This window comes from Pseudomonas sp. HOU2 (assembly GCF_040729435.1).
In the GTDB taxonomy this organism is placed as follows: domain Bacteria; phylum Pseudomonadota; class Gammaproteobacteria; order Pseudomonadales; family Pseudomonadaceae; genus Aquipseudomonas.
Window position 1 is genome coordinate 5,690,379 of sequence record NZ_CP160398.1, and the last position, 13,059, is coordinate 5,703,437.

Here is a 13,059-nt window from a genome sequence, read left to right on the forward strand (position 1 = left end):
AGCCTCAACCCGCCAATTGTGGATTACTGGCCCCAGCCCACCACTGTATGCACGCCATGAGCAACTGGATCGACCTTGCCCGCGACCGGGAAACCGGCATCGAAACCCTGCACGCGCATTTCGCCGGGCACGCGCACGCCTACGATCCGCACTGGCATGAAACCTATCTGATCGGCTTCACCGAGCAAGGCGTGCAGCGCTTCAACAGCCGTCGGGCGCGGCACGACAGCACGCCGGGCAAGGTCTTCATGCTGGAACCCGGCGACATCCATGACGGCGATGCGCCGAGCCCGGACGGCTTCACCTATCGCATGCTCTATCTGCAACCTGCATGGCTGGAGCAAGCGCTGGACGGTTTGCATCTGGGCAGTTATGGCAGCGGCTTGCCGGGGATCGGCAGTGTGCTCAACGATGATCCCGAACTGGCTCGGGCCACCTTGTTTGCCTTCAATGCGCTGCATAAGCAGGACGTGCGCATGGTGCGCGATGTGGCGCTGGATGCGTTGCTGGAGCGACTGGCGATTCACCTGTACCGGCGACCGCAACCAAGCGCCGTATCACGCGCGCCATTGATCGCCCGGCAGGCACGCGATTACCTGATGGCCTACCACGAGCAAGACATCAGCCTGCAAACCCTGGCCGACGTCTGCGGCACCGACCGTTTCCGCCTGACCCGCGCGTTCAAGGCGGCCTATGGACTCGCGCCGCACGCGTGGCTGATCCAGCTGCGCCTCAGCCGTGGCCGGCAAATGCTCGCCGCTGGCATGCAGCCAGTGGACGTCGCCAGCCGCCTCGGCTTCGCCGACCAAAGCCATCTGGGCCGCTGGTTCGTGCGCGCCTACGGCATCACGCCGGGCGCCTATCAGCAACGCGCCATCGGCACGTTTCGACGCTGAACAAACGTTCAAGACCACCACGCTGCTCAGCCATCACAGTAGGCCCTGACTTTCTACAGGGCCGTGCCATGCTTGCGTTCATCCTCTTTGCCTTCGTTGCCTCGATCACCCCGGGGCCGACCAACCTCATTGTCCTCAGCACCAGCGCCCGACGCGGCTGGCGCCCGTGCCTGCCGATCATTCTCGGCGCGGGGGCGGGCGCTGCGTCTTTGGTGTGGGTGGCCGGCGCTGGCGCCAGTACGCTGATGCTGCCCGGTGTGCGCCCGGTGATCAGTGCGCTGGGGATGGGCTGGATGCTCTGGCTGGCGTGGCAGATCTTCACCGCGCCGGCCACCGCGATCGATCCCGCCGCCGGCGAGGAAAAACCCGAGCTGGGCCTGCTCGGCGCCGCGCTGTTGCAATGGGTCAATCCCAAGTCGTGGATGATGGCGATCGCCGTGATCAGCGTGTTTACCGCGCAAGGGCAGGGCTTGAACGCGTTGTGCCTGGCGTTCTTTCTGGTGTCGTTGCCGTGTCTGGCGCTGTGGGCGCTGCTCGGTCGCGGTGCTGCGCGCTGGTTGAGTAATCCGGCGCAGTTGCAGTGGTTGAACCGGATTCTGGCGGTGTTGCTGGTGGTGTCATCGGCCGCCGCGTTGCTGCACAACTGAGACGATGGTTTGCGTGAGATAGCAGAGGTTTTTTTCACAAAACTTGCAGGTGAAGTGAGGATAATCAGCGGGCAATCTGCAGGGGGTCTTGAGGCTGCGAGGTCAGGGTGGTGCAATCGATTCGCCCTGCCATTGCGACGAGACCGTCGCTCACGACAATCACGAGGCACGTTATGACTCGCGTCACCGCCGTCACCCGTTATGGAAAACTCTCAATCACCCTGCACTGGCTGATGCTGGCGCTGTTCGTCGGCGTCTATGCCTGTGTCGAAATCAAAGGCTTCATGCCCAAGGGCAGCGAAGCGCGCGGCCTGCTGATGGGCTTCCACGGTCTGTTCGGCACGAGCATCTTCGTGCTGGTCTGGGTGCGCCTGCTCGGCCGCCTGACCCCACGCCCGCCAATCACCCCCAAGCCGCCAGCCTGGCAGACCGGCATCTCGCACCTGATGCACCTGGCGCTGTACGTACTGATGATCGCCACGCCGATCCTCGCCTGGCTGATGCTCGCCGCCGCTGACAAACCGTTCCCGTACTTCGGCTTCCACGTCCCGGCACCGGTCGCCATCGACCCGGACTTCGCCAAACAGCTCAAGTACTGGCATGAAACGCTGGGCAGCGCCGGCTACTGGCTGATCGGCTTGCACGCGGCGGCGGGGCTGTTTCACCACTACTGGGTGCGGGATAACACGCTGGTGCGGATGTTGCCGGGGCGCACGGAATAACCCCTTTCCTATTCAACCCCCAATCCCTGTGGGAGCGAGCTTGCTCGCGAAGGCGGAGTATCAGCCACTGATGATGTCGGCTGACACGATCCCTTCGCGAGCAAGCTCGCTCCCACAGTTTTTTGTGGCGTCTGGCAGAGCGGGGCAGTTGCTGGAATCGTACTTCGCGTCCACTCTATGGCATGCCGACAAGGAGCGTCGCCGACCCTCCGTCGTGACCCATGGGAGCTTGCAGCATGAGCGAAGACAACAAGGTAAAAGGCCCGGCGTCGTACTTCCCCTCCATCGAAAAGAAATACGGCCAGCCCATCGATCACTGGCTGAACCTGCTCGCCGGCATCACCGACAAAAAACACATGGAACTGGTGGCGTGGCTCAAGGATGAACACGGCATGGGCCACGGGCATGCCAACGCGCTGGTCGCGCACCATTTGGCCGCAGGCAAACAGTGAGGGCAGGGCAGCGATGAATTTCTCCCACCGGCCAGTGACGGCCGACGACGTCAACACCCTCTGCAGCTTTCCGCAGGGCGTCCAAGAGTTGTACTTCATGTTCCCGAAAGCGCAGTACCCGCTGACGGAAGAACAGATGCACACCGCGATCAGCCAGCGCTTCGACTCCACGGCGTTTCTGGCCAACGGCGAGTTCGTCGGCTTCGCCAACTTCTACCGTGCCGAGCACGACGGCGTCTGCTGCATCGGCAACGTCATCGTCGCGCCTTACGCCCGTGGCCAGGGCGTTGCTCGCTACATCGTCGAAACCATGACTGCGGTCGGCTTTGAAAAGTACGGGGCAAGGGAAGTGCAGCTTTCGTGCTTCAACGAAAACACGGCGGGGTTGCTGCTCTACCCGAAACTCGGCTTCGTGCCGTTCTCCATCGAAGAGCGTGCTGCGCCGGGTGGCAGGCGTGTGGCGCTGATCAATATGACCCGCCACCGCCAATAGCCATCCCCCAATCCCTGTGGGAGCCGGGCTCGCCCGCGATGGCGTGCGCCCGGCCAGACGTGCTCCCAAGCCTTGCGCAGAGCCTGTGGGAGCTAGCCTGCTAGCGAAGACGCCAGCCCAGTCAATCCCACTCCCAAACCAGCCAAATTCCCAGTGGGAGCTGCCTGCTGGCGATGGCGCCCGCCCAATCACTCAAACCTCCTCACCCCTGAGCTGACGACTCATCAGATCACAACTCGCCGACCACGACGTCAACCACTCCGGCATCTCGGGCGACTGTTCAGGCAACCCCAACGCCCTGACGAACTCACCCGGCGCAATCGTGCCTTGTGCCGACCGAAACAGCCCACGCATGACCACCACGCCGATCACTCTTCCCTTGCTCACGAAGCGATGCTCCATGAAGCTCCATTTATCGTCCCAGCCAAGCATCCGGCTGTGAATTTCAAACGCTTCAAACAGCTTCAGTTCACGCCGAAATTTGCCCCAGGTATCGCCAACGATCGGCAACGCTTTAGCGCGCAGCGCCACCCGAAACGCGCCACTGCGCAACACAAAATCCATGCGCCCGACATCAGCCAGGGTGAAGTAGCGACCATTGGTAACGTGCCGATTCAAATCGAGATCCGGCGGCCACACGCGCATGCGGATCACGGTGGATTCCAGCGCATTGACCGGCTTGCGCCACGGTCGACGAAAAAGCATGCAGAGCAATCGAAACCACAGATTCATCAGTACGTCAGCCAGTTGAAAAGAGCGCTGCACTCTAGCGAGCCGGGCGATGGCGAGGTAGGTGCGTAAATGACTTTTTTGTGCTGAACAGTGCATTCCGATCATTGTGGGGTGGGTACTGGATCGGTAGCCCGAACAACTGGCGGATAAACAGGAAATAATCGGGATGTTTATATGAAGCCTGCCGTTACCACCGAAGCCCTACAACGCCTTGCGCCATCGCCTACGAGTACGCCAGAATCCGCCGGCTTGTGCGTCTAGAGCGCGGGTTCTATCGTCTGTCGGTCGCTGAAAAACAGTGATCGGGTTTGGTAGCCCTGAGTTCTCGTAGATTGCATAAGCATCATGATTTGCAGTGTCTGTTCGACACGGCTTTATGGTGGTCATGCACAGGGCGTCTTCGGGCGCGCCGGTTTTCTACGTCCCGGTCTACCAACCTGCGCATGGCCGCCACCCTCGTTTGGTAGCGAGAGTGATGGCTCCCTTTTTTGACGTAGGAGCTTCACCATGATCAAACCAACACCCAACCCGCCAGAAACCGACCTTGCATCCCCCTACGAATCCCTCGATTCCAAAAAACTCCACGAAGCCGCCGAACGCGCCCTCGACCATTACCTGTCCCCGGCCACCCAAATCATGGCCAGCCCGCACAAGCCCGAACCCATGTACCTCGCCAACCCGAAGTGCGACACCGAATCCCTGCTCGCCAACGCCAGCGAAACCCTCGGCTCCGCCAGCGAAATGCTCAACAACTTCGCCGCCACACTCGACACCTCCCACCGCAAAACCGCACTGGGCATCGCCCAGGTCGTCATGCTCGGCGAACTCGCCGTAAACCAGGCCCTCGACAACGTCGAAATCGCCCACTGACCATCCCGGTGCGACGAGCCAAAACCCTCGCCGCACCCAGTAATTTCAACCGAGCTGGCACAGAGCCACGCCTTGCGCCCCCAAGCCTCGGCTGTCACCCTTCGGCCCGTTCTTCAAGGATCAGAACAAGGAATCAAGGATTGAGTGGCTACGTTCCCAACCCCCCGAAAAACTACCGCTACGAAGAAGCCAAACCCGTCGATATTCACGCCCAGCGTTGGGCTGAGTATGAGAAGCACGGGAAAGAACCTGCGCGCGAGCCTGAGAAAATCGGCATTGCGTTGAGGATTGGGGTGTTCTTTGATGGTACTGGCAACAATGCGAACAACACGGCAGCAGGGTTGCTGTGTGGTGCGCAGCATCCGATTGCGCCGCAGGATATTCCTGCGAGCTGTCAGCCCTATATGGGGGATCCGGACAGCAGCTATGGCGCTGGACCTACCAATGTTAAAAAACTGAGTGAGCTTTACGACGCCCCAGAGGGAGCCGAAGGTGAGGGGCTCCGAAAGCAAGCTTTCCGCATGATTTATGTAGAGGGCATTGGTACCCAAGCGGGTAAGCAAGATAGCACCTTTGGGGGGGGCACCGGGCGGGGTGAGACTGGAGTTGCAAGTAGGGTTCAGTCTTCGTTTGCATCGATCAAATTACGTATCAAAGAACTCTTGAACGATAACCCGGGTAGCGAAGTGACTTCGCTGACCTTCGACACATTTGGATTTAGCCGTGGTGCAGCTGCTGCCCGACACTTTTGCAATGAAGTCGTGCGTGGCAAGCAAGGTCCCTTAGGTGAAGTGCTACGTAGCAATCCTGAAGCGTTCAGCAAGACCTTTATTGATCAATACAATGCCGATATCAGAATGGGCTTTATCGGGCTGTTCGATACAGTTCCGTCTATAGCTGGCTGGTCCAATTTCGGCAACGTGAAAAGCGCCATTGCAACGGGCATCAAGCTTTACCTGGATCGTCGTTTTTTCACCGACGTCGTCCATTTGGTTGCGCGTGATGAATGCCGAGGCAACTTTGCCCTCAGCCGTGTAAAACCTGCTCATCTGGAGATCACTTTGCCAGGTGTTCACTCCGATATCGGAGGTAGTTATCTCGACGAAGCGCAGGAATGTGTGCTTGTCAGCCCTATGCAAGCACTAGAAGTCCCTCTCCAAACGGATGTTCTCACCACTTCGATTTACCGCGATGCGGTGACAGTAAAAAATCAGTGGATCGCGGATGGCTGGCCGTCCGAGATGCTGGAAATCGTCACGCCACCTGCGCTGCTGATGCCGAACAGTCCGCAAGACCGTATGAGCCCACGTGTGAAACATGTGTATGCCGCCGTACAGCTCAAGCGTCCGGTCAGTGGCTTGCTGTCCCGAGTCTATCTGCGTGTGATGCATAAAATGGCGAAGGACAAAGGCGTTCGGTTCAACGACATTTCAGACACGCCTGATCTGGCGCTACCGTCAGAACTTCAAGCTATGTGTGATCGATTTGTCTCTGGTGACTACAGAACTACGCCAGAAGAAGAGCGAATGCTCAAACTCAAGTACATTCACACGTCCGCAAACTGGAACCATCCACTAGGCCGAAGAGATGGAAGCGGTGTGAGAGCGGTGTACATCAACGCCCCCACCCCCGACGGCATACGCGTGCAACATCCCCACGTACCCGACTGGACGCTTTTTTGATGAGACTTCTAACAAGCCTGCTCTGTGCAGTCCTCATGACCGGTTGTCATGCCGATCCGCTTTCAACAAAAAATGATCCGAAGTCTCCATGGTGGGAGCTTGCGTTCACCGAGCCTCATTACATGAAGGTTTGGGTAGAGGACACCGCCGTAGTAGACATCAAGGGCGAGACGTTCTTGCACACTGGCGGAGGATCCGCCTCAGGCGGCCAACCGGAAGACGGCACCGACTCTGCTCGTGGTTGGCACGGCGTTGGAAGCACCGGAAAAAGTGTTGTTGGTGCGGATCTTCCCAAACGGATCTATGTCCGTTGGCAATCAATTGTTGAACCCCAAACGTACAAGGCCTGGGTAGATATCCCAGAGGAAGCCAGACAACTCATGCTCGAGTCCGTCAATCAGCGCTGCGCAAAAACACCCGAACAAGAGGGGCGCTATAACGCGTCTCTCTACTTGGGCTTGGCGCCCGGTGGTATCGTGAAAGTCTGGGTTCGAGACTCATGCCACCATCCTGTCAAAGTCGCCAGAGCACAAGCAGAGGTTGAGCCACTAGGCCCTAGTCAAGGTAAGAACCAAGGGCGCTATGCGTATCCCGTCAGCGAAAAGTCCAAGCGGTATATCGAGAAATTCGGCATTCCGTACGGGAGTTGGTAACCCGTCCGCCAATGAAGCAATTCATATTAATTTTGAGCGTTCTACTGGTAGCTGGATGCCAGACTACGGACCCACGTTCAGCCGAGAATGATCCGAGATCCGATTGGTGGGGGCTGGCTTTCACTGAGCCTGATTACATGAAGGTCTGGGTAGAAGACAGCTCAGTCCTGGACATCAAAAACAGAACGTTTTTCAAGGCGGGCGGAAGCACCGCCGCCGGAGGTGAACCAGAAGATGGCACAGAGTCAGCCCATGGTTGGGGCACGGTCAGTGGTTCCGGTATTCCGGTAACCGGTGCCGATCTTCCCAAACTCATCTTTGTTCGTTGGCAGTCCATATCAGAGCAGAAAACCTACAAGGGTTTCATTGAAATTCCAGAGTCGGCGAGGCAATTGATGGTGGATTCAACGCACCAGCGTTGCCCGGAAACTCCTGAAAGGACCGCTCGATACATGGCTTCGCTTTACGTGGGGCTGGCCCCGGGCGGGGTACTTCAAGCATGGGTCAGAGATTCATGCCACCGACCGATCCAAGTAGCTCATGCCCAGGGCGAACTTGAACCGCTAGGCCCGGAGCAGGGGAAGCATGGCGGGCGCTATGCCTATCCGGTGAGTGAGAAGGCCAAGCGCTACATCGACAAGTACGGCATTCCGTACGAGAGTTGGTAGGAGGCAGTAAGAAGACACCGCCTTGCCTGTCCTATGTCGAGTCAATGCTGCGCGCGACGACTGTCCGCTTTCGGCCAAAAGCAGACCTTTGCGAAAAATCGCTTCCCGCCCATCCCATTTTGATAGATAAGCAGCATCGCCTCGCTGTGATGCTCTAATACGAAGGCCCTAGAATGCCGGCCTTGAATCAATGCTGTCATTTTGATAGCGTCACCCTTGCTTCGGAGAAGTGTCACCTTAAGGCCACTCAATGGGTTTTGCCCTCATTTCTCTAGCCCCCTAACAAACCTCATTTAATCGAGGCGTTGTAGGAACTGACCCCACGGGTCTACCACCGACATAACATATTTGGCCGTATGCCACTAATGTTCTTGAAGCCGCTAAATTGCCACGCCATGCAACCTATTTATTTCAATAAATACACACAATGGAAATTTAAAAGATGACAAAAAAACAACTAGCAGAACGCATCGCCATCGAATACAAATATGTAGAGCCAATAACCACCGAAGAAATAGATGAGATTTTAGAAAAAATAAGACTAATACAAGTCAAGAACAAAGGGCAGATATCAGAAAAAGAAGCGGAAGCGGTAATTTACGAAGTATTAAATGGGCGAACCGTATTTTCCCTCAGCAGCATCGACACAACGGATACAACAAATCTACTACAGCAAATCATTGCAGCCGCAAAGAACAATGCCAAACCAAAGCCTTGACGCTCAATACGCTGCTACCTTAGAGCTTAAAGGGAAATTTAACTCCTCCCTATCAGACCTGCTGACTGAGATACAGGAGCAATCACTAACTCACAAAACGTATAACCACGCACTATCGTCTCTATCGGCCTTAATCACTGCATTCGAAAATTACCTGACAAAAGCTTCATCAGACACAATAGATATTTCCAAAACACAAACTGAGGACATACTTGCGAGCATCGAAAACATATTATTTTTATGTGCCAATTCATGGGAGGCCTTTAAGGCTGCATCAGAACACCTTGACACGTCTATTACTTTGCCTACTGGCAGCTACTTATTCACCTCACAGGCCATATTTAAAACTTACAAAAAACAGAAAGCAAAAGAAATAAAATCGATATACACAACCCTGAACCTGCCAATCAATGGCTTTAACCACAAGAAATCATTGAAGTTCAATCAGATGAAAATACACTTACCTCAAACCATAGCTGGCTCAATATTACTATCCATCGGCATACTCCTGACTTTTTTCATCGGATTGGAAACCGGACCTCAATACTATATATCTAGGATATCAATCGCTCTTGGCGTCGGCTTTTTAATCACCGGGCTCACCAAGGACTACATAAAGACAAAGTTAAATATCAATGGAACTACAATAACCGCATCCGGCGCAATTGCCATCCTCCTTATTCTTTATTTTTTTAATCCCGCCCCGCCCCCTGCTTACACCCCAGACTCTAAAGCAGCCCAAGCGACTCAATCTACCCCTCCGTCAGCTCCGCCCTCTGAAATAGGTCACTGAAACCATATTCTTATGGGGCAGCCGCACTAGAATTTGCCCCTGCCATCGCTCTTCTCTATAAATCAAAAGCAAAAAGGGACTGATTTATTTCTCAGAAAATAAATCAGTCCCTTTTTCTGTCCCCTTTCTAAATAGCTGCCCTTCGAGTCGGCCTACCTAGATATCTAACGCCTTGCTAAACGGCTGCCGAAGCGCAGCGAAGGCTATCCGGAGGAGGCCATTTTTTTGCGGCCGATGCGTATTAGAGCAACCAGTTAAATCCCAATTTACTCAAGCACCGGCTGCATATCATAAAAATCATCATCAATAAGCACCTTTACGTTATGAAAATTTCGACCTTCATACTTCCCCGATTTTGTGAAAATGACGGCAGAGGGCATGAACGCATATGAGTATCCATAGCTTGAGCAAGTGAGCGCTATACCGTTCATGAATTTAATTACCTTGTCGAAATCGCAGCCTTCAAATTCATCTTCCACCTGAGTAACCGCAACTACCGTCCAGCCAACCATTCCCTGAAGTTTACTTGCTATGTCTCCAGCAGATGCTGGGAGCGATACAGTAATAAAGAAGGCTGCATAACAACAAGCTAAGAAGGACTTCATTTCATTCGCTCCATAGGCATAGACCGGCGCGGTTAGCGGCGGGGGAGTACTAAGCACGGGGGGCACCCACAAGCGGAGCTTGTGGCTGCTTGACCAGCCAGTTGGACCGCTACGGCAGGCGGCAAGCTTCATGCAGTACCTCCATGACAAAAATTGTGGGTTCAATGTGAACAGTGTCGATCCTTTCAAGTTCGTACGAGTAGCGCCATTTAACAAAAGCGTCATTCAGATGCTGAAGATAGCCAGTGAAATTTGGCTGCTCGCCCAAAACCCTATTCGCTGCGCACTTGGGTATCACTTGATTGATTTCGAGATGCGCCTTGGTTGGCAATGAGAGATGCAATTTGACTAGTTCGTGCCCTCGGAGCGCTTTTCCGTGTTTCTGCGCAAGGGCCTTGAGGTACAGCTCGATGCTAAAAGCCGCATTGACGACGAAAGGCACTGGGGAAAAGCCATTCCTAGGCGTTCTACGAAGGTTTTTCTCGTATACATGCGCTGAAGTGTTGGCGAAGGCTATTGCTTGGTTAAAAACAGCTTGAAAGGGAGTGACTTCCTTGTGCAGCCCTTTTTCTTTAAGGAAAGCACGTACAGCCTCCGCGTCTTGATCTGTGTTGCCATTTGATCGCACCTCACCGACGACGATGCCGTTTAGAAGAATTGCCTTGGGGCCTGGTGGAGTATTTGGCATGGGGAGCGGCCTAATATCTGAATTAAGCCGCGCCGCGAAGCGGCGTCGGCTTGAATGAATTGTTAGGTCTCAAGCCCACCTGATCCACGTCAGTAGGTCACGAGCGGAATCAGATGAGGGTAGGTCTATCTTAAACAGTTGTCGTTCGCCTGCGAGTTGAGAAGAGACCCGGGCAAGTGCAGTCGAGGGGTTTTCAGGTGGATAGCACGTGACTTTGCCGAGGCGGGCCTTCATACGCTCGGGGACTTTGCTGACGAAAACAGAGCACTTCGTGGTGGTACGAGGGTCAAACGCCACCTCGGCGCCTGTGTCAAAGCGGTAGCTCACTAGGTATTCGTTATTGTCCTGTTCCAAGCGGACGGCATGCGGATCTGCATCCAGCATGGCTCTCAAATCTTCCCCTTGCATGAATATTCCCCTGTGAGGCCTAACTATAGTTGCCAGCATGCTGGCCTGATCCGAGATTAGCTTGCAGGCTGGAGCTAGACAATGAGTCAGCTTCCGCGTCGAAAAGTATCGAAATCGCTGGCCCGGATACTCAGGCAATGAGAGGGAAGGGAGTCGTCCCTGCTTTCTTTGATGCTTTTGAGCGTCTGCTTTTGGCCGAAAGCAGCCCCATCCGTAATTCCCTATCAGTCCGAGTCCCGCCAGATCAACGGAATCTATTAGCAGTATCAATCAGCGACGATCTCAAACGCAGCACTCCCCAAAACCGCCCCATTAACCAAAACCCTAACCCCATGCCGCCCCAAAAAATGCCTCCGCGTCGTAAAATCCCGAATCACCTGCCGCCTCCCCACAACCACCTCCCCAAACCCCGCCAACTCCACCGTCTTCAACTTGAACACCTTCCCCGAGACCCCGCCATTCGCCTTCACATAGTCAATCGCATAATCAATTACCAACCGCTGCTCACGCGCCACCGTCGACTTCACCGTAAACGACAACGTAATCGCCTCACCCAACCTCACCACCGCCGGCTCAACCCGCACATCCAGCAACTCAACCTCTGCCTTGGCCCCCGCACCAATCACCGTCAGCGCGCGCAGATCGCCCTGTTTGATCAAGCTGCGCAACGCATGCTTGGCAATCCACGCCGTGTGTTTGTTTTCCAGCGGCCAGCCTTCAACCGTGTCCAGCACCCATTCCGGATGTTCCTTAGTCACGTCATTCAGATGATTCGCCACGGACTTGCGTACGTACAGACTCTCGTCGGTCTTCAACCGATCGAGGATACCGGCGGTCAGTTGCGGGTTGGCTTGCACGGCTTCCAGGCGGAATGACCAGGGCAGGCGAGGGCGGGTGCCTTCGCTGGCGAGGCGGCGGACGTGGTGGTTTTGGTCTTGGGTCCAGTCGTGCATGAGTTCCAGCGCGCGTGCGAGGTCGCTGCGCAGGAAGTGGCGGATGGCGAATTCGGACGAGCCGAAGGTGGTGAAGTATTTCAGCGCTTGCATGGAGGTATCGAAGGCGTGGCCGCCGTAGCTGGCGACGTAGTGCGGCAGGCACATGCTGACGAATCCGCTGTTGAGGCGGGGGGCGAGTTCGCGCAGGACTTCGAGGGAATCTTCGTAGTCCAGTGGCAGCACGGCGTGCAGGCTTTCGCTGACGCGGGCCATGCGTTGCATCACCGACAATTCCGCCAACCCTTGGTTGGCGTGCTTGAGAAACGCCTTGGCCTTGAACGCCGGGTACACGGCGCTCATTTCGCTGGCGATGTGTTGCAGGCGTTCGGCGTTGAAGATTTCCTTTAACGCCGGGGCGGCGGTGTCGGTGGTGCTCATGGTCAGGTCATCGGGGTGCTGACGAACGCTTCGAGGGTTTCGGCGTACGCGGTGTATTGGGCGATGTGCGGGTAGCGGCGGGTGTCGATCTGGTCGGGGACGACGAGGTCGGTGAAGCTCCAGGCGACGGCGAGGCTGATGCCGGCCTGGGTGAGGGTGCCGTCGGTGGGCAGGCCGGTTTTTTCCAGTTCCTGTTCGAGGGCGGTGAACGCGGCGGCGAGTTGGCCTTCGACGCGTTCGACCCACGGTTGGTATTGAATGTCGGCCGGTCGCAGGTTGCGTTCGTAGTAGAGCTGCACGGCTTTTTCGCAGGCGGCGAGGCTGAGGCCGATCAGGCGCAGGGCGTGGGCGCGTTGTTTGAGGTCGCTCGGCAGCAGGCTTTTGCCGCTGGCGGCTTCGAGGTAGTCGAGGATGAGGGTGGAGTCCATCAGGACCACGCCGTCATCGAGGATCAGCGTGGGCGCCTTGACCACCGGGTTGATCTGCTGGAATTGCTCGAAGTGGCGGAACACCGAGACCGATTCATGTTCGAGGTCGATGCCGAGGCGTTTGGCGGAGATCGCCACGCGGCGCACGTAAGGGGAGTCCAGCATGCCGATCAGTTTCATGACGCTTTCCTTCAAGTCGAACCGGTGGGAAGGCATAACCTAGCCGAGCCT

General features: G+C 56.0%; 16 protein-coding genes and 1 pseudogene. 11 read left to right on the plus strand and 6 right to left on the minus strand.

The annotated features are described in order from the left end of the window. The first annotated feature begins 56 nt into the window (after positions 1-56). From ABV589_RS25575 to ABV589_RS25585, 3 genes are all read left to right on the plus strand, one after another. On the plus strand, positions 57-896 hold the full coding sequence (locus tag ABV589_RS25575; protein WP_367084154.1) for an AraC family transcriptional regulator: 840 nt from the start codon (positions 57-59) through the stop codon (positions 894-896). A 68-nt stretch (positions 897-964) separates the two neighbouring features. Beyond that, a complete protein-coding gene (locus tag ABV589_RS25580) occupies positions 965-1,543 on the plus strand; it encodes a LysE family translocator (RefSeq protein WP_007966873.1) in 579 nt (192 codons plus the stop codon). Positions 1,544-1,716: 173 nt separating this feature from the next. Further along, the gene (locus ABV589_RS25585) at positions 1,717-2,265 is read left to right on the plus strand and encodes a cytochrome b (RefSeq protein ID WP_367084155.1); all 549 of its coding nucleotides are present in this window, start codon (positions 1,717-1,719) and stop codon (positions 2,263-2,265) included. A gap of 26 nt (positions 2,266-2,291) precedes the next feature. On the opposite strand, the pseudogene ABV589_RS25590 reads toward ABV589_RS25585, so the two are convergent. Beyond that, positions 2,292-2,423: pseudogene (locus ABV589_RS25590) on the minus strand (metal ABC transporter ATP-binding protein); the annotation flags it as partial. Positions 2,424-2,501: 78 nt separating this feature from the next. Here ABV589_RS25590 and ABV589_RS25595 point away from each other — a divergent pair. Further along, positions 2,502-2,717, plus strand: a complete 216-nt coding sequence (locus ABV589_RS25595; RefSeq protein ID WP_367084156.1) for a DUF4287 domain-containing protein — start codon at positions 2,502-2,504, stop codon at positions 2,715-2,717. Positions 2,718-2,730: 13 nt separating this feature from the next. Then, positions 2,731-3,210 carry a GNAT family protein gene (locus tag ABV589_RS25600; protein ID WP_367084157.1) on the plus strand — a complete coding sequence of 160 codons (480 nt, stop codon included), beginning with the start codon at positions 2,731-2,733 and terminating at the stop codon, positions 3,208-3,210. Positions 3,211-3,402: 192 nt separating this feature from the next. Here ABV589_RS25600 and ABV589_RS25605 read toward each other — a convergent pair whose 3' ends face one another. Next, entirely contained in the window at positions 3,403-3,942 is a 540-nt protein-coding gene (locus ABV589_RS25605; RefSeq protein ID WP_367084158.1) for a thioesterase family protein, read from the minus strand. Between the two features lie 507 nt (positions 3,943-4,449). On the opposite strand from ABV589_RS25605, the gene ABV589_RS25610 reads away from it, so the two are divergent. The 6 genes from ABV589_RS25610 to ABV589_RS25635 all read left to right on the plus strand — a co-directional run bounded on the left by ABV589_RS25610 (position 4,450) and on the right by ABV589_RS25635 (position 9,326). Then, on the plus strand, positions 4,450-4,812 hold the full coding sequence (locus ABV589_RS25610) for a DUF6124 family protein (RefSeq protein WP_003226001.1): 363 nt from the start codon (positions 4,450-4,452) through the stop codon (positions 4,810-4,812). 140 nt (positions 4,813-4,952) lie between these two features. Continuing rightward, complete coding sequence (locus ABV589_RS25615; RefSeq protein ID WP_367084159.1) at positions 4,953-6,494, plus strand: DUF2235 domain-containing protein; 1,542 nt, start codon at positions 4,953-4,955, stop codon at positions 6,492-6,494. Continuing rightward, positions 6,494-7,147, plus strand: coding sequence for a DUF2931 family protein (locus ABV589_RS25620; RefSeq protein ID WP_367084160.1), 654 nt, complete (start codon positions 6,494-6,496; stop codon positions 7,145-7,147). The genes ABV589_RS25615 and ABV589_RS25620 overlap by 1 nt, the downstream gene beginning before the upstream one ends. An 11-nt stretch (positions 7,148-7,158) precedes the next feature. Further along, positions 7,159-7,815, plus strand: coding sequence for a DUF2931 family protein (locus ABV589_RS25625; protein ID WP_367084161.1), 657 nt, complete (start codon positions 7,159-7,161; stop codon positions 7,813-7,815). A gap of 442 nt (positions 7,816-8,257) precedes the next feature. Beyond that, a complete protein-coding gene (locus ABV589_RS25630) occupies positions 8,258-8,533 on the plus strand; it encodes a hypothetical protein (protein WP_367084162.1) in 276 nt (91 codons plus the stop codon). Further along, entirely contained in the window at positions 8,514-9,326 is an 813-nt protein-coding gene (locus ABV589_RS25635) for a hypothetical protein (RefSeq protein WP_367084163.1), read from the plus strand. The genes ABV589_RS25630 and ABV589_RS25635 overlap by 20 nt, the downstream gene beginning before the upstream one ends. A 266-nt stretch (positions 9,327-9,592) precedes the next feature. On the opposite strand, the gene ABV589_RS25640 is transcribed toward ABV589_RS25635, so the two are convergent. The 4 genes from ABV589_RS25640 to ABV589_RS25655 form a co-directional block, all read right to left on the minus strand. Continuing rightward, on the minus strand, positions 9,593-10,063 hold the full coding sequence (locus ABV589_RS25640) for a hypothetical protein (protein ID WP_367084164.1): 471 nt from the start codon (positions 10,061-10,063) through the stop codon (positions 9,593-9,595). After that, positions 10,041-10,619, minus strand: a complete 579-nt coding sequence (locus ABV589_RS25645) for a hypothetical protein (protein ID WP_367084165.1) — start codon at positions 10,617-10,619, stop codon at positions 10,041-10,043. The genes ABV589_RS25640 and ABV589_RS25645 overlap by 23 nt, the downstream gene beginning before the upstream one ends. Positions 10,620-11,293: 674 nt before the next feature. After that, the gene (locus ABV589_RS25650; protein ID WP_367084166.1) at positions 11,294-12,400 is read right to left on the minus strand and encodes a DNA alkylation repair protein; all 1,107 of its coding nucleotides are present in this window, start codon (positions 12,398-12,400) and stop codon (positions 11,294-11,296) included. A gap of 2 nt (positions 12,401-12,402) precedes the next feature. Beyond that, positions 12,403-13,008: a glutathione S-transferase gene (locus tag ABV589_RS25655; RefSeq protein ID WP_115989508.1), complete on the minus strand. Its 606-nt coding sequence runs from the start codon at positions 13,006-13,008 to the stop codon at positions 12,403-12,405. Positions 13,009-13,059: the final 51 nt, after the last annotated feature.

Bases quoted from the DNA above. Each gene is read 5' to 3' on its own strand.
- ABV589_RS25600 (WP_367084157.1), top strand. From the start codon at position 2,731: ATGAATTTCTCCCACCGGCCAGTGACGGCCGACGACGTCAACACCCTC.
- ABV589_RS25645 (WP_367084165.1), bottom strand. From the start codon at position 10,619: ATGCCAAATACTCCACCAGGCCCCAAGGCAATTCTTCTAAACGGCATC.
- ABV589_RS25605 (WP_367084158.1), bottom strand. From the start codon at position 3,942: ATGAATCTGTGGTTTCGATTGCTCTGCATGCTTTTTCGTCGACCGTGG.
- ABV589_RS25620 (WP_367084160.1), top strand. From the start codon at position 6,494: ATGAGACTTCTAACAAGCCTGCTCTGTGCAGTCCTCATGACCGGTTGT.
- ABV589_RS25640 (WP_367084164.1), bottom strand. From the start codon at position 10,063: ATGAAGCTTGCCGCCTGCCGTAGCGGTCCAACTGGCTGGTCAAGCAGC.
- ABV589_RS25650 (WP_367084166.1), bottom strand. From the start codon at position 12,400: ATGAGCACCACCGACACCGCCGCCCCGGCGTTAAAGGAAATCTTCAAC.
- ABV589_RS25635 (WP_367084163.1), top strand. From the start codon at position 8,514: ATGCCAAACCAAAGCCTTGACGCTCAATACGCTGCTACCTTAGAGCTT.
- ABV589_RS25585 (WP_367084155.1), top strand. From the start codon at position 1,717: ATGACTCGCGTCACCGCCGTCACCCGTTATGGAAAACTCTCAATCACC.
- ABV589_RS25580 (WP_007966873.1), top strand. From the start codon at position 965: ATGCTTGCGTTCATCCTCTTTGCCTTCGTTGCCTCGATCACCCCGGGG.
- ABV589_RS25625 (WP_367084161.1), top strand. From the start codon at position 7,159: ATGAAGCAATTCATATTAATTTTGAGCGTTCTACTGGTAGCTGGATGC.
- ABV589_RS25655 (WP_115989508.1), bottom strand. From the start codon at position 13,008: ATGAAACTGATCGGCATGCTGGACTCCCCTTACGTGCGCCGCGTGGCG.
- ABV589_RS25630 (WP_367084162.1), top strand. From the start codon at position 8,258: ATGACAAAAAAACAACTAGCAGAACGCATCGCCATCGAATACAAATAT.
- ABV589_RS25595 (WP_367084156.1), top strand. From the start codon at position 2,502: ATGAGCGAAGACAACAAGGTAAAAGGCCCGGCGTCGTACTTCCCCTCC.
- ABV589_RS25575 (WP_367084154.1), top strand. From the start codon at position 57: ATGAGCAACTGGATCGACCTTGCCCGCGACCGGGAAACCGGCATCGAA.
- ABV589_RS25610 (WP_003226001.1), top strand. From the start codon at position 4,450: ATGATCAAACCAACACCCAACCCGCCAGAAACCGACCTTGCATCCCCC.